18 protein-coding genes are annotated in these 18,692 nt (G+C 69.8%); 8 read left to right on the top strand and 10 right to left on the bottom strand.

Annotated features, from left to right (window positions below; translation table 11 throughout):
- Positions 1–2: 2 nt before the first annotated feature.
- From ACIQWG_RS07150 to ACIQWG_RS07140, 3 genes are all read right to left on the bottom strand, one after another.
- A complete protein-coding gene (locus tag ACIQWG_RS07150) occupies positions 3–1,289 on the bottom strand; it encodes an MFS transporter (protein WP_404091425.1) in 1,287 nt (428 codons plus the stop codon).
- Positions 1,290–1,453: 164 nt separating this feature from the next.
- Positions 1,454–2,008, bottom strand: coding sequence for a methylated-DNA--[protein]-cysteine S-methyltransferase (locus ACIQWG_RS07145; RefSeq protein WP_404091422.1), 555 nt, complete (start codon positions 2,006–2,008; stop codon positions 1,454–1,456).
- Between the two features lie 148 nt (positions 2,009–2,156).
- On the bottom strand, positions 2,157–3,026 hold the full coding sequence (locus ACIQWG_RS07140; protein WP_404091420.1) for a glycerophosphodiester phosphodiesterase: 870 nt from the start codon (positions 3,024–3,026) through the stop codon (positions 2,157–2,159).
- A 277-nt stretch (positions 3,027–3,303) separates the two neighbouring features.
- Here ACIQWG_RS07140 and ACIQWG_RS07135 point away from each other — a divergent pair, with 277 nt between their 5' ends.
- From ACIQWG_RS07135 to ACIQWG_RS07105, 7 genes are all read left to right on the top strand, one after another.
- Positions 3,304–4,170, top strand: coding sequence for an MHYT domain-containing protein (locus ACIQWG_RS07135; protein ID WP_404091417.1), 867 nt, complete (start codon positions 3,304–3,306; stop codon positions 4,168–4,170).
- A 39-nt stretch (positions 4,171–4,209) separates the two neighbouring features.
- Positions 4,210–6,357, top strand: a complete 2,148-nt coding sequence (gene uvrB, locus ACIQWG_RS07130; protein WP_404091415.1) for an excinuclease ABC subunit UvrB — start codon at positions 4,210–4,212, stop codon at positions 6,355–6,357.
- 164 nt (positions 6,358–6,521) lie between these two features.
- Entirely contained in the window at positions 6,522–7,100 is a 579-nt protein-coding gene (locus ACIQWG_RS07125; protein WP_404091412.1) for a TerD family protein, read from the top strand.
- A gap of 62 nt (positions 7,101–7,162) precedes the next feature.
- Positions 7,163–9,211: a TerD family protein gene (locus ACIQWG_RS07120; protein WP_404091409.1), complete on the top strand. Its 2,049-nt coding sequence runs from the start codon at positions 7,163–7,165 to the stop codon at positions 9,209–9,211.
- 224 nt (positions 9,212–9,435) lie between these two features.
- On the top strand, positions 9,436–10,425 hold the full coding sequence (locus ACIQWG_RS07115; RefSeq protein ID WP_404091406.1) for a TerC family protein: 990 nt from the start codon (positions 9,436–9,438) through the stop codon (positions 10,423–10,425).
- A gap of 140 nt (positions 10,426–10,565) precedes the next feature.
- A complete protein-coding gene (locus ACIQWG_RS07110; RefSeq protein ID WP_404093476.1) occupies positions 10,566–10,868 on the top strand; it encodes a hypothetical protein in 303 nt (100 codons plus the stop codon).
- A 115-nt stretch (positions 10,869–10,983) separates the two neighbouring features.
- Positions 10,984–12,084 carry a calcium:proton antiporter gene (locus ACIQWG_RS07105; protein ID WP_404091403.1) on the top strand — a complete coding sequence of 367 codons (1,101 nt, stop codon included), beginning with the start codon at positions 10,984–10,986 and terminating at the stop codon, positions 12,082–12,084.
- A gap of 33 nt (positions 12,085–12,117) precedes the next feature.
- Here ACIQWG_RS07105 and ACIQWG_RS07100 read toward each other — a convergent pair whose 3' ends face one another.
- Positions 12,118–13,389, bottom strand: coding sequence for an MFS transporter (locus ACIQWG_RS07100; RefSeq protein ID WP_404091401.1), 1,272 nt, complete (start codon positions 13,387–13,389; stop codon positions 12,118–12,120).
- A gap of 62 nt (positions 13,390–13,451) precedes the next feature.
- A complete protein-coding gene (locus tag ACIQWG_RS07095; RefSeq protein WP_404091398.1) occupies positions 13,452–13,577 on the bottom strand; it encodes a hypothetical protein in 126 nt (41 codons plus the stop codon).
- 142 nt (positions 13,578–13,719) lie between these two features.
- Here ACIQWG_RS07095 and aroQ point away from each other — a divergent pair, with 142 nt between their 5' ends.
- Positions 13,720–14,193 (top strand): type II 3-dehydroquinate dehydratase, encoded by a 474-nt coding sequence (gene aroQ / locus ACIQWG_RS07090; protein ID WP_404091396.1) that lies wholly within the window; start codon positions 13,720–13,722, stop codon positions 14,191–14,193.
- A 52-nt stretch (positions 14,194–14,245) separates the two neighbouring features.
- Here the strand turns inward: aroQ and ACIQWG_RS07085 are convergent, their stop codons facing one another.
- The 5 genes from ACIQWG_RS07085 to ACIQWG_RS07065 all read right to left on the bottom strand — a co-directional run bounded on the left by ACIQWG_RS07085 (position 14,246) and on the right by ACIQWG_RS07065 (position 18,597).
- Positions 14,246–14,974: an amino acid ABC transporter ATP-binding protein gene (locus ACIQWG_RS07085; protein ID WP_404093475.1), complete on the bottom strand. Its 729-nt coding sequence runs from the start codon at positions 14,972–14,974 to the stop codon at positions 14,246–14,248.
- 35 nt (positions 14,975–15,009) lie between these two features.
- Positions 15,010–15,924, bottom strand: a complete 915-nt coding sequence (locus ACIQWG_RS07080; RefSeq protein WP_404091394.1) for an amino acid ABC transporter permease — start codon at positions 15,922–15,924, stop codon at positions 15,010–15,012.
- Positions 15,921–16,805, bottom strand: a complete 885-nt coding sequence (locus ACIQWG_RS07075) for an ABC transporter substrate-binding protein (protein WP_404091392.1) — start codon at positions 16,803–16,805, stop codon at positions 15,921–15,923. The genes ACIQWG_RS07080 and ACIQWG_RS07075 overlap by 4 nt, the downstream gene beginning before the upstream one ends.
- Positions 16,806–17,147: 342 nt before the next feature.
- The gene (locus tag ACIQWG_RS07070) at positions 17,148–17,804 is read right to left on the bottom strand and encodes an MBL fold metallo-hydrolase (RefSeq protein WP_404091390.1); all 657 of its coding nucleotides are present in this window, start codon (positions 17,802–17,804) and stop codon (positions 17,148–17,150) included.
- A gap of 106 nt (positions 17,805–17,910) precedes the next feature.
- Entirely contained in the window at positions 17,911–18,597 is a 687-nt protein-coding gene (locus ACIQWG_RS07065) for a maleylpyruvate isomerase family mycothiol-dependent enzyme (RefSeq protein WP_404091387.1), read from the bottom strand.
- Positions 18,598–18,692 lie beyond the last annotated feature (95 nt).

The raw sequence follows: 18,692 nt of genomic DNA, 5'->3' as shown, positions 1-18,692 counted from the left end.
CGTCAGTCGCCCGCCGGAACGTCCTGCGCCCGTCCGCCTCGTGTGAAGAGCGCCAGGGCGGCCAGTGGGAGCAGCAGGCACGCCGCCGCGAGGTTCAGCCAGCCGTAACTCGCCTGTGCGACCACGAGCCCCGCGGCGGCCCCGCCGATACCCGCCGACGCGTTCATGACGAGGTCGGACAGCCCCTGCGCGGCGGCCCGCGCGGGCTGCGGCACGGAGTCCGTGAGCAGCGCCGAACCGGACACCAGCGCCGCCGACCAGCCGAGGCCCAGCACGAAGAGCCCGACGGCCGTCTGCTCATGGCTGCCGCCCGCCGTACCGGCGAGGAACACCGCGCAGGCCAGCAGGCCCACGGCGAGACCGATCCCGGACAACCGCCCCAGCCGGTCCGACAGCCGCCCCATCAGCGGGGCGAACGCGTACATGCCCGCGATGTGTCCGCTGATGACCAGCCCGATCAGGTCGATGCCCGCGCCGTGGTGCGCGAGGTCGACCGGGGTCATCGACATCACCGACACCATCGCCGTATGGGCCACCGCGACCGTCACCACCGCGAGCCGTGCCCGCGGCGAGGCGGCCACGGCGGCCATCCCGGCGCGCAGCGAACGCGCCGCGGGCGAACTGTCCTCGGGCGGCGCCAGCGCCCGCGCGGTCAGCAGCGGGTCGGGCCGCAGCAGTACGGCCACCACGACCGCGGATATCAGGAAGATCCCGGCCGCCCACAGGAACGGACCCGCCGTCGCAGGTATCCCGAGGCCCGTGACACTGCGACCGGCGGGCGCGGCTATGTTCGGACCGAGGACCGCGCCCAGCGTCGTCGCCCACACGACGAGGGAGATGGCACGGGCCCGGTGCTCCGGCTCGGCCAGGTCCGCCGCCGCGAACCGGGCCTGGAGATTCGCCGAGGAGGCCGCCCCGAATGCCGCCATCCCGCACAGCAGCAGCGGAAAGCTTCCGACGCGGGCCGCGACCACGGTGACGACGGCGCCCAGAGCCCCGATGAGATAGGCCAGGACGAGCCCGGGACGGCGTCCCCGAGCGGTCATCAGCGCCGCCAGTGGCATCGACAGCACCGCCGTACCGGCGACGGTGGCGGTGGGCGCGAGCCCGGACAGCGACTCGGTGCCGCTGACCTCCTTGGCCAGCACGGCCGCGAGCGCGATCCCGGTGGCGACGCCCAGGCCGCCCAGGATCTGCGTGGTGATCAGCACGGCGGAGATTCGGCGCCGCAGGGCGGGCAGCCGGTCGGCCGGGACCGACACGACGACCTGCCGCTCGACGGCGGTCACGCCGCACACCCGGTACTACGAGGCCTCCGACCGGCCGGCCGGGGACAGCACAGCGGACCGGCCGCAGACATGTGGGTGAAAGGTGTCGTCACAGGCGCAGTCTCCCCCCTGATCTCCTGCCTGCCCACCCCGCGAAAAGCGGGGAGCTCTCGATAGCGGAGCCCTCAGAACAGGGGCTCCGGCAGTACTCCCTCGAGCGCGAGCAGCTTCCGCTTGGTCTCCAGGCCGCCCCCGAACCCGCCGATTCCGCCGTCGCTCTCCACGACCCGGTGACAGGGCACGACGACCGGCAGCGGGTTGGCGCCCATCGCCATGCCGACCGCCTGGGCCGCGCCCGGCTGCCCGACCCGCCCGGCCAGATCGCCGTAGCCGACGACCGTGCCGAAGGGGACACCGGACGCCAGCTCGCGCAGCACCTGCCGGTTGAACCCGGAGATCAGCGACCAGTCCAGCGGCAGCTCGAAGTCACGTCGCGTACCCGAGAAGTACTGCTCCACCTGATGTATCGCCTCGGCCAGCAGTGGAGAGTCGGGCGCCTCGACCGGCTCGACACCCAGCCGGGACGCGAGGTGGTCGACCATCTTGTCGCGCACCTGCTGCGTGGCGTGGAACACGACGCTGACCAGGCCGTCGCGGGTCGCGGCCAGCATCAGCGGGCCGATGTCGGTACCGACGACGGTCCACACGACCTGCTGCTCGTACTGCCCATGGCTGTCCATGCGCCCACCGTACGACCCGGCACTGACAACGCCGCCGGGCTCGGGCGCGGTGCGGGACCTGCGGGGGACGGTTCGGGCCGGTCGAGGACCGTTCGGGCCGTTGGGGAACCGTTCGGCCCGGTGGGCGCGGGTGTGGGCCTTGTGTGCCTCACTTCGCCGGCAGGGCGTCCCGCACCACGTCCGGAGTGTTCGTGATGATCCCGTCGACCCCGTACCCGGCGACCAGCCGGGCGTTGTTCGCGTCGTTCACGGTCCAGACGAACATCTCCAGCGGCTTGCCGTGCGGCCCCTCGACCGAGTGGACCGAGGCGACGTAGCCCATGGAGACGGTGCCGTACGAGGGGTTGATCTGGTCGGCGAAGTCCGCGTACCGGTCCAGGTCCGCCACCGGCGGCGTCCCCAGGAAACCGGTCTTCACAGCCGGCTTGAGCTCATGCACGGTCCGCACGCTGTCGGCGCTGAAGCTCTGCACGATCAGCCGGGTCGCCAGATGGGGCTCGTCGAGCCACCCCTCGTTGCCCAGGACTTTGAGCGTCTGCTGTTCGATGCCCGGGTACAGCTCGGGGTTCTTGATCTCCAGGAGCAGCTTCTGGTGGTGCAGCTCCACGCGGTCCATGTACTGCTTCAGCGTCGGCACGCGCGCGCCCGCGTAGTCCGGGCCGAACCAGCCGCCCGCGTCCAGGCGCGCGATCTCGGCGGCCGTGAAGTCCTTCACCTTCCAGGGAGCCCGGTCGGGGAAGACCTCCTCCACATCTGTGGTGCGCCTGAGGTTGTCGTCGTGAAGGACGACCAGCTCGCCGTCCCGGGTGCGCTGGACGTCGTTCTCGACCCAGTCGACGCCCAGCTCGGCGGCCTTGTCGACGGCGACGAGCGTGTTCTCGGGGGCGTAGGCGGAGGCCCCTCGATGGGCGATGACCGTGGGCCGCTCGGCGCCGGCCCGGGCGTCGGGGGCGGGAAGGAGAAGAGCGGCGGTTCCCAGGAGCGCGGTCGTCGTGGCGGCCACAGCGCGCGCGTGCATGCGTACTCCTCGCGTCGGACGATCACGAACAGCTCAACTGTGACAGCAGAGGGTCAACGGCGGAGGAGTACAGAATGACCACAGATTGAATGGAGTTGCCCATGCCCGCTCACGCGTGCGGCACAACTGGGGCAAGGCCGTGTTTCTTTGCCGGAAAATCGTTCGACCATTGCGGTGGGGGTTACCCTCAGCCTCAACCCTGGCCGCTCGGGCGGTTCCGGGAGGGGGGCATTTCACGGAGTTCCGGGACGTAAGTGGGCGGGAAGGGCAACCGCGTATGCAGGGCACGATCGACGGATTCAGCTACGGACTCGTCACACCGCTGGTGGCATACGTCATGGCCTGCCTCGGCGGCGCACTCGGCCTTCGCTGCACCACCAGATCGATGCTCGTCTCGCAGTCCTGGCGCCCTGGCTGGCTCGCCCTCGGCTCGGCGGCCATCGGCTCCGGCATATGGACGATGCACTTCGTCGCGATGATGGGGTTCACGGTCGAGGAGACCCCGATCCACTACGACAAGGCGATGACGTTCGCCAGCCTGGCCGTCGCCATCGTCATGGTGGGCGTGGGGATCTTCATAGTCGGTTACAGAGGAGCCCGCGGAGCGGCCCTGTTCACCGGCGGCACCATCACCGGTCTGGGCATAGCCTCGATGCACTACCTCGGCATGGCCGGCATGCAGCTCAACGGCAAGCTGGAGTACAACACGTTCACCGTGAGCGCCTCCGTCGTCATAGCGATGGGCGCGGCCACCGCCGCCCTGTGGGCCGCCGGACAGGTCAGGGGCGTCATGTGGAGCGTGGGCGCGAGCCTCGTCATGGGCCTCGCCGTCAGCGGCATGCACTACACCGGCATGGCCGCCCTCAGCGTCCATCTGCACGGCACGGACGCTCCCGCCACCGGCGACTCGCCGGCCGGCCTGCTCGCCCCGATGCTGGTCGGCCCGCTCGCGTTCCTGCTGCTCGCCGGGGCCGTGGTGCTCTTCGACCCCAAGATGGTCCTGGGACAGCCCACGGTGACCCCCGTCGAGCACAAGCCGGGCGTCCCCGCCCATGCCACCGTCCCGCACCAGGCCCGCCGTCCCTCGCTGCGCCCCCGCCGCACCGTCGGAACCCGAGGCTCCAGGACCCCGCAGAACCACTGATCGGACCGCGTTGTCAGTGGGGGGTCGTACGGTGGATCCATGCGGCCCGTTTCCAGCATCGAACGCACGGTGGCGCCCTTCGAGGTCGTCAGTCCCTACCAGCCCAGCGGCGACCAGCCGACGGCCATCGCCGATCTCGCCCGGCGCATCGAGGCCGGTGAGAAGGACGTCGTCCTGCTCGGCGCGACCGGCACAGGCAAGTCCGCCACCACCGCGTGGATGATCGAGAAGCTTCAGCGCCCCACCCTGGTGATGGCGCCGAACAAGACGCTGGCCGCCCAGCTGGCGAACGAGTTCCGCGAGCTGCTGCCGAACAACGCCGTCGAGTACTTCGTCTCGTACTACGACTACTACCAGCCCGAGGCCTACGTCCCGCAGTCGGACACCTACATCGAGAAGGACTCCTCGATCAACGAGGAGGTCGAGCGCCTGCGCCACTCCGCGACGAACTCACTGCTCACCCGCCGTGACGTCGTCGTGGTCGCCTCGGTCTCCTGCATCTACGGCCTCGGCACGCCGCAGGAGTACGTGGACCGAATGGTCCCCCTCAAGGTCGGCGACGAGGTCGACCGGGACCAGCTGCTGCGCCGTTTCGTGGACATCCAGTACACGCGCAACGACCTCGCCTTCAGCCGCGGCACGTTCCGCGTGCGCGGCGACACCATCGAGATCTTCCCGGTCTACGAGGAGCTCGCCGTCCGCATCGAGATGTTCGGCGACGAGATCGAGGCGCTCTCCACGCTCCACCCGCTTACCGGCGAGATCATCAGCGACGACGAGCAGCTGTACGTCTTCCCGGCCACCCACTATGTCGCGGGCCCCGAGCGCCTGGAGCGGGCCGCCAACGACATCGAGAAGGAGCTCGGCGAGCGCCTGTCCGAGCTGGAGAACCAGGGCAAGCTCCTGGAGGCCCAGCGCCTGCGGATGCGCACGACCTATGACCTCGAGATGCTGCGCCAGATCGGCAGCTGCTCCGGTGTCGAGAACTACTCGATGCACTTCGACGGCCGCTCGCCCGGCTCCCCGCCGAACACACTGCTGGACTACTTCCCCGACGACTTCCTGCTCGTCATCGACGAGTCGCACGTCACCGTGCCGCAGATCGGAGCCATGTACGAGGGCGACGCCTCCCGCAAGCGCACCCTCGTCGACCACGGCTTCCGCCTGCCCTCCGCCCTCGACAACCGCCCCCTGAAGTGGGAGGAGTTCCAGGAGCGCATCGGGCAGACGGTCTACCTGTCGGCGACCCCGGGCAAGTACGAGCTCTCCCGCGGGGACGGCCACGTCGAGCAGATCATCCGCCCCACCGGCCTCGTCGACCCGGAAGTCGTCGTCAAGCCCACCGAGGGGCAGATCGACGACCTGGTGCACGAGATCCGGGAGCGTGTCGAGAAGGACGAGCGCGTCCTGGTGACCACCCTGACCAAGAAGATGGCCGAGGACCTCACCGAGTACTTCCTGGAGCTCGGCATCCAGGTGCGCTATCTGCACAGCGACGTCGACACCCTGCGCCGTGTCGAGCTGCTGCGCGAGCTGCGCGCCGGCGAGTTCGACGTCCTCGTCGGCATCAACCTCCTCCGTGAGGGCCTCGACCTTCCCGAGGTCTCCCTGGTGGCGATCCTCGACGCCGACAAGGAGGGCTTCCTGCGCTCCGGTACGTCCCTCATCCAGACCATCGGCCGCGCGGCACGCAATGTCTCCGGCCAGGTCCACATGTACGCCGACAAGATCACCCCGGCGATGGAGAAGGCCATCGACGAGACCAACCGCCGCCGGGAGAAGCAGGTCGCGTACAACACGGAAAAGGGCATCAACCCCCAGCCGCTGCGCAAGAAGATCAACGACATCGTCGCGCAGATCGCCCGCGAGGACCTCGACACCGAGCAGCTGCTGGGCACCGGCTACCGCGCGAAGAAGGACGGCCGGGGCACCAAGGCTCCCGTGCCTTCCCTCGGCGACAAGGCGGCCAAGGGTGCGAAGGCGGCCAAGTCCGCCAAGGGCAGGACGAAGGAGACGGTGCCGACCGACCGTCCGGCGGCCGATCTCGCCGAGCAGATCGAGGAGTTGACGGAGCGGATGCGCGCCGCCGCCGCGGACCTCCAGTTCGAGATCGCGGCCCGGCTGCGCGACGAGGTGTCCGAAATGAAGAAGGAACTACGGCAGATGAAGGAGGCCGGTCTGGCCTGACAGGCCGGCGAACGGGCGGCGGCAGACCTCCCGGTACTCGCTGTGTTGCAAGACCGACACAAAGTGGGGACCGGGGTACGTCACTGTCAGTGCCTCTGCGTAGGGTTCTCGTCATCCGCGGGGTCCGCGGCCAACAGGGGAAAGCTCGAGAGGGGAAACAGCACGTGACCGTCAACATGACCAAGGGTCAGGCAATCAGTCTGCAAAAGAACGACGGAGGCAGCCTGACCGCGGTGCGCATGGGTCTCGGCTGGCAGGCGGCTCCCCGGCGCGGCCTGTTCGGCACGCGCACGCGGGAGGTCGACCTCGACGCCTCGGCCGTCCTGTTCGCGGACAAGCAGCCGGTCGATGTCGTCTTCTTCCGCCACCTGGTGAGCGACGACGGCTCGGTCCGCCACACCGGGGACAACCTCGTCGGCGGTGTCGGCCAGGGCGGCGACGACGAGGCGATCCTCGTCGACCTCGCGCGCATCCCGGTCCACATCGACCAGATCGTCTTCACCGTGAACTCCTTCACGGGCCAGACCTTCCAGGAGGTGCAGAACGCGTTCTGCCGCCTGGTCGACGAGACCAACGGCCAGGAGCTCGCCCGCTACACGCTCGCCGGCGGCGGCGCCTACACGGCCCAGATCATGGCCAAGGTGCACCGCGCGGGCTCGTCCTGGAACATGACGGCCCTCGGTACGCCGGCCAACGGCCGTACCTTCCAGGACCTGATGCCGGCGATCCTGCCGCACCTGTAGGACCCGCGAGGCGGCACGGCGAGCCGCACACGACACGACAACTGACGCAGGGGGACGAAGGCATGACGGCCGAGCTGGTGCGGGGGCAGAACCACCCGCTCTCCCAGGCCCGTCTGGAGATCCGGGTCTCGGCCGGTGTGCCGATGGTGGCCGCGGCCACGCTCGGCGACGAGCAGGGAAAGATCCACGGCGTCGAGTGGGTGGCCCACCCCGGCGCACCGACCCTGCCCGGCCTCGAGGTCTCCCGGCAGGCGGCCGCCGACCATCGCCTCGCGGTGGATCTGGACGCCATGCCGGAGGCCGTCCACCGCGTCAGTGTGCTGCTCGCCCTGCCGACCGGGGTCGGCGGCCCGACCAGTTTCGGAGCCGTCCCCACCCCCTTCGTCGCGGTCACCGGCCTCGACGGCGCCGAGGTCGCCAGCTACACCGTCACCGGCCTGGCGGCCGAGTCCGCCGTCGTCGCCCTGGAGCTCTACCGCCGCCAGGGTGCCTGGAAGGTGCGCGCCATCGGCCAGGGGTACGCCGGTGGCCTCGCCGCCCTCTTCACCGATCAGGGCCTGCCCCAGGCGCAGCAGCTCGCCGGCGGCATCAACGAGGCGGTGGCCCAGGGGGTGGCCCGCTCGATACCGGCGCCTCCGCCACGGGCGGACGGCGACCGCTCCCGGCAGGCACCCGCACCGGCGCACGGCCCGGACCAGGGCGGCGGCCCCGCGCAGCAGGGCGCGGCGACCCCGCAGCCGACGTCACCCTACGGACCCGGCCAGCCGACACCGCCGAACTCCCCGTACGGCGGCCAGGCACCCGGAATGCCGGGCGGGCCCGTGCAGCCGCCGTACCAGGGCGGCGCCGACCCGACCGACCCCACCCAGCCGTCCGCTCCCACGGCCGGCGGCCCGATCAACTACAGCCATCCGGGCCGGCAGAACGCGGCTCCGCCGCCGCCCCCGCCGACCGCGCCCCCGGCTCAGCCCGGACAGCCCGCGCAGCCCGTCGCGGGCGACGCCACCGGCTGGTCCATGGACGAGCGGCTCTACAACCAGGTGTGGGGCATGTTCGAGGACCTGGCCCGCTCGACCGCCGCGTACCGCAGCGCGGTCGACTTCGCCGACTCGCGCATGGAGAAGGAGCTCGACCAGGTCCTGTCGGACCCGCGCAGCCGGATCGGCGGACAGGGCGACGCCGCGCGCGAGGCGGCCCAGGCCAAGCACACCCAGCTCGTCAGCCAGGCCAGGGCGACGCTCGACCGTGACCTCGCCCACCTGGTGGCGGAGTCCGATGTCGTCGAGCCCGCGCTGCCGGCCGCCTACGCGCGCTGGGACAACCCCGTCTGGCACGGCTACCGCGTGCCGATGGAGATCCCCATGGCCCTGCGCCTGGGCGACCTCCACCTGCCGGAGAGCGAGGGGTTGCGTATCCCGATGCTGATCCGGCTGCCGCTGGAGCGCGGCCTGTGGATCGACAGCGGACGCGGCGCGTCACTCGACGGTTCGTTCACGGACTCTCATGACCTGCGGCGCCTCGCGATGGAGACGGCGGTGGCGCACGCGGCGCGGCTGCTCGCCGTCTATCCGGCGGACGAGTTCACCGTGCATGTGATCGATCCGGCCGGTTCCGGCGCCCAGGCGCTCGCGTCACTGGTGCAGACCGGCGTGCTGGCGGCCCCGCCCGCGATGGGCGCGGCCGGAGTCGCGGACGTCCTCGCGCGGCTCACCCAGCGCGTCGACCTGGTGCAGATGGCGCTGCGCGCCGGAGCGCCCGACTCCCTGCCGCCCGACTTCGACACCTCCCAGCAACTGCTGATCGTCAACGACTTCCCGCACGGCTTCGACGACAGGGCCGTGAACCAGCTGCGTTACCTCGCGGACGAGGGGCCGGCGGTGGGCGTCCACCTGATGATGGTCGCGGACCGCGAGGAGGCCTCGGGCTACGGCCCGCTGCTCGACCCGCTGTGGCGGGCGCTGATGCGCCTGACCCCGGTGCCGGACGACCACCTCGCCGACCCCTGGGTGGGCCACGCATGGACCTACGAGCCCCCGGTGGTGCCGCCCGGCAGCCAGGTCCTCCATCAGGTGCTCACCCAGGTCGCGGCAGCTCGGGCCAAGTACCGGTAAAGAGCCTCTGACCTGCTGACTTGGCACTTCTTTTGCCAAGCGCTTTACCTTTCCTTGGTGATTGGGGTACTCTTCTTCACACGGAGGGGAGTACTCCCTGTCTGCTGCGGCGTACCCGTCAATACGGATCCGGCCAGATCCCGGGGCGTCGGCCCATCATGGGTGGAAGAGACCTCCGGCGCGCGACGACGCTGACATTTGCCGTTACGACTGCCGGAGGCGCAGTGGAAGTTTCCACGACCCTATGGGTCCTGACCATCGTGGGCCTTGCCGCCCTGATCGCGGTCGATTTCTTCATCGGCCGCAAGCCGCATGACGTCTCGATCAAGGAAGCCGGAATCTGGACGATCGTCTGGATCGCCCTGGCGGGCCTTTTCGGGCTCGGCCTGGTGATCTTCGGCGGCGGACAGGCCGGCGGCGAGTTCTTCGCGGGCTTCATCACCGAGAAATCGCTGAGCGTGGACAACCTCTTCGTCTTCGTTCTGATCATGGCGAAGTTCGCGGTGCCGTCCCAGTACCAGCAGCGGGTGCTGCTGGTCGGTGTCCTCATCGCCCTGGTGCTGCGGGCCATCTTCATCGCCGCGGGCGCCGCGATCATCGCCAGCTTCTCGTGGGTGTTCTACATCTTCGGCGCCTTCCTGATCTGGACCGCCTGGAAGCTCATCCAGGAGGCCCGCGCCGACGAGGACGACGAGGAGTACGAGGAGAACAAGCTGCTCAAGGCCGCCGAGCGCAGGTTCGGTGTCGCCGACCGCTACCACGGCACCAAGCTGTGGATCCAGGAGAACGGCAAGCGGGTCATGACCCCGATGCTGGTCGTGATGCTGGCGATCGGCACCACCGACGTGCTCTTCGCCCTGGACTCCATCCCGGCGATCTTCGGCCTGACGCAGGACCCGTACATCGTGTTCACGGCCAACGCCTTCGCGCTGATGGGTCTCAGGCAGCTGTACTTCCTGATCGGCGGTCTGCTGAAGAAGCTGGTCCACCTCAGCTACGGCCTGTCGATCATCCTCGGCTTCATCGGCGTGAAGCTGGTGCTGCACGCGATGCACGAGTCCGGGGTCCATGTCCCCGAGATCAGCATCCCGGTCTCGCTCGGTGTCATCTGCTCGGTCCTGATCGTCACCACGATCACCAGCCTGAGGGCCTCCAAGAAGCAGGCGGCGCAGGAGGGGAGCGAAAGCGCTCCGAAGGACAGCATCGACGTCTGACCACGTCGGACGTAGGAAGAACCACCACCAGGAGTGGTGCCCGGCGAATTGCCGAGCACCGCTCCCGGTGCTTCGTTGGGTGCTGGGTGTCCCCGGCCGGGGACACCACGGCCGGGGTGGAGGCACCTGTGGACGCACCCATGAAGTTCATGCAGATCATCGACTTCGAGACCGAGCGCATCGAAGAGATGCGAGAGCTGGCCCGCGAGTCGGAACAGCGCCTGGCGGGCAGCAACGGCGGCCCCACGCGCCGATTCGTCCTCAAGGACCGGGGCCAGCCGAACCGCTACCTCGTGGTGATCGAGTTCGACTCCTACGAGGACGCCATGCGCAACAGCGACGACCCCGAGACGACCAAGTTCGCGGAGCAGATGGCCGCGCTGTGCACCCGGCCGCCGTCTTTCACGGACTGTGACGTACAGGAGATGACCGATCTCGCGTAGCGACATACGACGTGCAGGGGCCCCGCATCCCGAGGGCGCGGGGCCGCCTGACCACCATCCCGAAAAGCCCACGGACCGGAGTGCGAACCCCCGACCCCTCTGCGACGATCGCTCCATGATCGATCGGCTCAGGTCGCTCACGACAGGGTGGACGTACCTCGCGCCGATGCTCGCGGTCGTCCTGCTGGCCTTCACCTGGGGACGGGACCTGCCCGGCGCGCTCGTCGCGGTGGTGACGCTGGTTCTCGCGGGTGCCGTCCTGGCCGCCGTACACCACGCCGAAGTGGTCGCGCACCGCGTGGGCGAACCCTTCGGCTCCCTCGTCCTCGCCGTCGCCGTCACGATCATCGAGGTCGCCCTGATCGTGACCCTGATGGCCGACGGCGGGGACAAGAGCTCCACCCTCGCCCGGGACACGGTCTTCGCGGCCGTCATGATCACCTGCAACGGCATTGTCGGCCTGTCTCTGCTGGTCGCCTCGCTGCGGCACCGCACGGCGGTCTTCAACCCGGAGGGCACCGGTGCCGCCCTCGCGACCGTCGCCACCCTGGCCACGCTCAGCCTGGTGCTGCCGACGTTCACCACGAGCAAGCCCGGCCCGGAGTTCTCCAGCGTGCAGCTGACGTTCGCCGCGATCTCCTCGCTGATCCTGTACGGCCTCTTCGTGACGACCCAGACCGTGCGGCACCGTGACTACTTCCTCCCCATCACCCGGCAGGGCGAAGTCATCACGGGGGACGACCACGCCGACGCGCCCTCCGCCCGCACGGCGCTGTTGAGCCTGGGGCTGCTGGGCCTGGCCCTGATCGGCGTGGTCGGCCTCGCCAAGGGGGTGTCGCCCACCATCGAGTCCGGAGTGGCGGCCGCCGACCTCCCTCATGCCGTCGTCGGTGTGATCATCGCCCTGCTGGTGCTGCTCCCCGAGACGATCGCCGCGCTGCGTTCCGCCCGCCGTGACCGAGTGCAGACCAGTCTGAATCTCGCGCTCGGCTCGGCGATGGCCAGCATCGGACTGACCATCCCGGCGGTCGCCCTGGCCTCCCTCTGGCTCTCGGGGCCGCTCGTCCTCGGCCTCGGCGCCACCCACATGGTGCTGCTCGCCCTCACGGTGGTGGTGAGCTCGCTGACGGTCGTGCCGGGTCGGGCGACGCCGCTCCAGGGCGGCGTCCACCTCGTGCTGTTCGCGGCGTATCTGGAGCTCGCGATCAATCCGTAGCCGCTGCCCCCGCCGCTGTCGTTGCGGAGCCCGTCACCCGGTGGCGGGCTGCGCCGCGGTGGCCGGCACCGGACGGGTCTCCGGCAGCAGCACGAAGCACGCCAGGGAGAGCAGTGCGACTCCCGTCAGATAGGCCCCCACGCCCCAGGGCACCCGGCCGCCCTGCTCGACGAGTGCGGTCGCCACGATCGGCGTCAGCGCGCCGCCGAGGACACCCCCGAGGTTGTAGCCCACGGCGGCGCCCGTGCACCGCACCCGGGGCTCGTACAGCTCCGGCAGATACGCGGCGATCACGGCGAACATCGTGATGAAGGCGATCATCGCCCCGAGGAAGCCCAGGAACATCAGCAGCGGCTCGCCCGTGGCGAGCAGCGCGACCAACGGGAACATCCACAGCGCCGACGCAGTGCACCCGATCAGGCACAGCGGACGCCGCCCATAACGATCACCGAGGATCGCCACCAGCGGGGTGAGCGAGCCCTTGACGACCACCGCGCCCATGATGCACGTCAGCATGACACCGCGACTCACGCCCAGCCGTTCCGTGGCGTAGGCAAGGGACCAGGTCGTCACGGTGTAGAAGATCGCGTATCCGACCGACAGGGCCCCCGCGGTCAGGAGTACGAGCCGCCAGTGGTCGCGTACGACCTCGGCGAGCGGCACGCGCGCGTGGTCGTCGAGTTCGAGGAACCGGGGACTTTCGGTGAGCGACGACCGCAGCCACAGTCCCACCGCTGCCAGCACACCCGCCGCCCAGAACGGCACCCGCCAGCCCCAGGCGGCGAACTGCGCGTCGGACAGCGTCGCCGACAGCCCCAGCACGACACCGTTGGCGAGCAGAAAGCCCAGAGCGGGCCCGACCTGCGGAAAGCTCGACCACAGTCCGCGCCGCCCGGCCGGCGCGTGCTCCACGGTCAGCAGCACGGCCCCGCCCCACTCGCCGCCGAGTCCGAGCCCCTGGAGGAAGCGCAGCACGAGCAGCAGCAGGGGAGCCGCCACACCGATCGTCCCGTACGTCGGTACGCAGCCGACCGCGACCGTGGAGGCCCCGGTCAGCAGCAGTGAGGCGACGAGCACCGGCCGGCGTCCGTGCCGGTCCCCGATGTGCCCGAACAGCACCGAGCCCAGGGGCCGTGCCACGAATCCCACCCCGAACGTGGCGAAGGCGGCCAGGGTTCCCGCCACCGGCGAGAACGTCGGGAAGAACAGTGGCCCCAGAACCAGCGCCGCCGCGGTCCCGTAGACGAAGAAGTCGTAGAACTCGATGGCCGTCCCGGCGAGCGAGGCGGTCGAGAGCCGCAGCATGGAAGGGGGTGTCTTTACTGTGCGTACATCGTGCATGCTGCGTCAACTACCCACAGTGATCGCTAGTTACGGGGGCGTACGGGCGCGCTGGAGCTCGGTCCGTACATGACGGCGATGCGCCGGGCGCGGCCGTCGACGTGGACCAGACCGTCGTAGGGGATCACGAGTTGGGGGTCGGTGTGCAGCAAGCCGACGATCTCCAGGCGACCGCCCCCAAATCGTAGGGGCGTCAAGGGGAATGGGGCGCGGCGCGGCCGGTGCCCCGTGATAAACCGGGTCTGAGCAGCGGTCATCGACGGACCGCCGCACCTCGAACGGACCGGAGGAACCGTGCCCCGCACCCTGGCCAACGCCCCGATCATGATCCTCAACGGCCCCAACCTGAACCTGCTCGGCCAGCGCCAGCCGGAGATCTACGGCTCCGAGACGCTCGCCGATGTCGAGGCCATGTGCGCCAAGGCGGCGGCCGCGCACGGTGGAACGATCGACCTCCGGCAGTCCAATCACGAGGGCGAACTGGTCGACTGGATCCACGAGGCACGGCTGAACCACTGCGGGATCGTGATCAACCCCGGCGCCTACTCGCACACCTCCGTGGCCATCCTGGATGCGCTCAACACCTGTGATGGGCTGCCTGTGTTGGAGGTCCACATCTCCAACATCCACAAGCGCGAGTCCTTCCGGCACCACTCCTACGTCTCGCTGCGCGCCGACGGGGTCATCGCGGGGTGCGGTGTGCAGGGGTACGTGTTCGGGGTGGAGCGGGTCGCGGCGCTGGTGGGGGCGGGGCAGGCGGACACCTGACGTACACGGACAGGACGGAGGTGTAAGGACCGCTCGCCCAGGTGGGCGGTCATTACAGCCGTCCGGCCTCCACGATGCGCCGCAGGAAGCGCTGCGTACGGTCCTGCTGCGGATCGCCGAAGATCTGCTCGGCCGTGCCACGCTCCAGCACCACGCCTCCGTCCAGAAAACAAACCTGGTCGGCGACGTCCCTGGCGAACCCCATCTCGTGCGTCGCCAGCACCATCGTCATTCCGTCGGCCTTCAAGTCGCGCACCACGGCGAGGACTTCACCCACGAGCTCCGGATCGAGGGCGGCGGTGATCTCGTCCAACAGCAGCAGCCGGGGACGTACGGCCAGGGCGCGGACGATCGCGACCCGCTGCTGCTGGCCCCCGCTCAGCCGGTCCGGGTACTCGCCCGTCTTGCCGTCGAGCCCGAGCCGCTCCAGCAGCTCACGCGCGCGTGCCTCGGCCTCCGCACGGGACAGTCCGTGCACCCGGCGCGGGGCGAGGGTGATGTTCTCCAGGACCGTCATGTGCGGGAACAGGTTGTACGCCTGGAACACCACGCCGATACGGCGGCGTACGGCATCCTGGTCGACGCGCGGATCGGTGATCTCCTCGCCGTCCAGCCAGATGGCTCCGTCGTCGATCTCCTCCAGCAGGTTGGCGCACCTGAGCAGGGTGGACTTGCCGGAGCCGGAGGCACCGATCAGCGCTGTCACCGTGTGCGGGGCGACCTCCAGGTCGATGTCCCGGAGTACGACAGAGTCGCCGAAGGTCTTGCGGACGGACTCCATCCGCAGCACGGGTGCGGCGCCGGCAGATGCGTCGCTCACAGGGTTCCTCCTTGGGCGCGTCGGCGGTCCATCCGGGCCGTCACCCAGTCCGTGAGGCGGGTCATCGGAATGGTGAGCGCCACGAAGACCAGGCCCGCGACGATGTACGGCGTGTAGTTGAGGCTGCGACCCACGATGATGTCGGCCGCCCGTACGGCGTCCACCGCGCCGCCGATCGACACGAGGCCGGTGTCCTTCTGAAGCGACACCAGGTCGTTCAGCAGCGGTGGCACCTGACGACGTACGGCCTGGGGCAGCACGACATGGCGCAGTGCCTGCCGGTTGGTGAGGCCGAGGGAGCGGGCCGCGGCGCGCTGCGAGGGGTGGACGGACTCGATGCCGGCGCGGAACACCTCGGCCACATACGCCGAATACGTCAGCGTGAGCGCCGTACCGCCCAGCAGCACCGGATCGACGGTCACGCCCTGAAGGCGCAGCGCGGGCACGCCGAGGACGACGATCATGAGGTTGATGATGAGCGGAAGGCCCCGGAAGAAGTCCGTGTACGCGGCCGCCAGCGCCCGTAGCGGGAAGAACACCGGGCCGCGCAGCGTCCGGGCGACGGCGATGAGCATGCCCAGGACCAGTACGGCAGCCCCGCATATGAGCAGCAGCCGGACGTTGAGCCAGAGGCCTTCGAGGACCTTGGGGAACGCCTCGCGCGCGTAGCCCCAGTCGAAGAACGTCTCCTTGGTGCGCGGCCAGCCCGGTGCGTTGACCACGACCAGATAGAGGACGAGTCCGGAGACCAGGGTGGAGAGCGCGGCGACGGCCGTGGCGCGGCGGGCGCGGGCCCGCTTGTAGCGCTCGCGGTCGAGACGTCGTCGCGAGGGGACGTAGTCGTCGCCCGCGCCGGACGTGCCGTCGTCGTCCGCGCCCTCCTGGCCGGACTCCTCCTTCGTGACCGTCACTTGAGCACCGGGGCGTCAACGGCGTCGGACAGCCACTGCTGTTCGAGCTTGTCCAGGGTGCCGTCCTCGCGCAGGGCGTCCACCGCATCGGTCACGCACGAGGTGAGCGCGCTTCCCTTGTCGAGCACGAGGCCGAACTGCTCAGGCGTACCGCCCTGGTTCTCGAACTGGCCGACGATCGTCGCGTCCGTCACCTCGGCCGCGGTGATGTAGAAGGCGGTCGGCAGATCGACCACGACGGCATCGACCTGACCGTTCTTCAGCGCGGACTTGGCCTGGTCGTTCTTGGCGTACGCGGCGGCCTGCTGGGTCGGCTTCACCACCTCGTCGATGTAGTCGAGGCTGGTGGTGCCGACCTGTGCGCCCAGCTTGAGGTCCTTCAGGTCGGCGACGCTCTTCGCCTTGGCGGCCTTGTTGTCCTTCAGGGCGATGACGGCCTGACGGACGTCGTAGTAGCCGGACGAGAAGTCCACGGCCTTCTTGCGCTCGTCGCTGATCGACACCTGGTTGATGTCGAAGTCGAAGGTCTTCTCGCCGGGCGCGAAGGCCTTGTTGAACGGGACGCTCTGCCAGACGACGGCGGCCCTGTCGTAGCCCAGTCGCTCCGCCACCGCGTACGCGACCGCCGACTCGAAGCCCTCGCCGTTCGCGGGCTTGCCGTCCTTGAACCACGGTTCGTAGGCCGGCTCGTCGGTGGCGATGGTCAGTTTTCCGGCGGACTCGGTGGCCAACTCGCCCTTGACGCAGGTCTTCGCGGCCGGGCCCGAGGGCGCGTCGGCGGCCTTCCCGTCCGGCTGCGGGGCGCAACCGAGAGCGGTGGCCAGCAGGGTGGTGATCGCGAATGCGGCGGCGCGGCGCGGGGTGCGGGGGGCAGGGTGCATGGCGCGAGATTGGCAGCGCGTCCTCGCCCTTGTCGAGATCGCGACGGTGAAAGTCCGCATAGTGGGAACGGGTGTTGCGGCCCTGTGAACGGGGCACTCTGAACGCGACCCTCGGCAGATCGCCGGGGCCGCCGGTCGAGGGCGGGGATTGGGACCGGCGGCCCTTTCCGCTCAGGAGCCGTCATCCTGTGCGGGGCTGCTTCCAGTTGACCGCGCAACGACGCGCGCCGGGAGCGCGTGTGCGGTACCAGCGCGTGTGAACGATTCACACGGGGCGCGTGCGCGGGGCGCGAGGCCATCGACCACGCGCCCCGGCTCCGCTCAGCGGGGTCGGCCCGTGGTTCACCAGCCTCGCGCGTGCCACTCCGGCAGATGCGGACGCTCGGCGCCCAGCGACGTGTCGTTGCCGTGTCCGGGGTAGACCCAGGTCTCGTCCGGCAGCATGTCGAAGATCTTGGTCTCGACGTCGTGGATCAGGCTGGCGAACGCCTTCGGATCCTTGCGGGTGTTGCCCACCCCACCCGGGAAGAGGCAGTCCCCGGTGAACACATGAGGATGTCCGTGCGGGTCGTCGTAGACCAGGGCGATCGAGCCCGGCGTGTGGCCGACCAGGTGGCGAGCGGTGAGTTCCACGCGCCCCACCCGGATGGTGTCGCCGTCGTCGACCAGGACGTCGGTCGGCACCGGGATGCCGTCGGCGTCGTCCCGGCCGGCGTAGGTGCGCGCGCCGGTGCCATCGACGACCGCGGCGAGCGCCTGCCAATGGTCCCCGTGCTGGTGCGTGGTGACGACGGACGCGATGCCGTCGTCACCGATCATGCCGAGCAGGGTGTCCGCGTCATTGGCGGCGTCGATCAGCAGTTGCTCGTCCGTGGCCCGGCAGCGCAGCAGATAGGCGTTGTTGTCCATCGGGCCGACCGCGATCTTGGTGATCATCAGGTCCTTGAGCTCGTGCACGTCGGCGGGGCCACCGACCGTCACCTGTCCGCTGTACGTCATGGCGGCAGCCTATAGCGGCAGAGCGGTACCTGGGCCGTACAGGCGCCATGGGCCTACGAGCAGCCCAGGCACCGTGCGCTTCCGAGGCCCGGGTACCGCCCAGGTGCTACAGCGGGGGAAGCGACGGCAGCGTGCCCCCCTCGGCGGTCAAGCCGGATCCGTCGCGGCGCCCGGCGAGCCAGCCGAGCAGGTCGGGTGCCGTGCCGCGAACGGTGATCTCCGCAGCGTCCGCCTCCCGCCCCGTGCTCCACGCGCGCGTGCCGTCCGTGACGCGGGTCGGCGGTACGTCGGGGTGTCCGGTGAACCGGTTCGCGAGGAAGTCGATCTCTCGTTCCACGAATTCCGCGGGAAGGTCCTCCAGCTCGTACCCGATGCCGAGATCGACATGGTGCAGCTCGACCTCGACCCACCGCCGGAAGGGCACCCGGGCAGCGGCGTCGGTGACGCCGTTGCGCAGCTCCACGGTGCGTGTCCAGTCGGCGGGCGCGGCCCCCGCGTCCTGGAAGCGCCCGCCGCTCTCGCGCACGTCGGCGAGCTGGACGTCGAGGGGACGGGGGGCGTCCCGCTCGATGTCCGCGTCCCGGGCGGTGCCGGAGACATACATGGGGCGCCCTTGGAGGACGTTCACCAGAGCGTCCGCGTTGCGGGCGAGGTGTGCGAGGACATGGCCGCGGCTCCAGCCGGGAAGCCGTGACGGCTCGGTCACAGCGGCGTTGTCCAGTTTGGCCGCTGCGATGAGCAGTCGGTCGGTCGCTTCACGTACAGACACCAGGTCACGAGCGTGATCAATCATGGTGCTGACACTAGCCCGGCCACACCTTTGGGTGAAGGTGGTGAACGGGTGCCGTAAATCGAATGCGCGTGCTATAGGGTCGGTCGTGGCGTCGG

This window comes from Streptomyces sp. NPDC098781 (assembly GCF_044759995.1).
Taxonomy (GTDB): Bacteria; Actinomycetota; Actinomycetes; order Streptomycetales; family Streptomycetaceae; genus Streptomyces.
The sequence above is the reverse complement of the archived record's forward strand: the minus strand, read 5'-3'. Positions and strand labels throughout refer to the sequence as shown.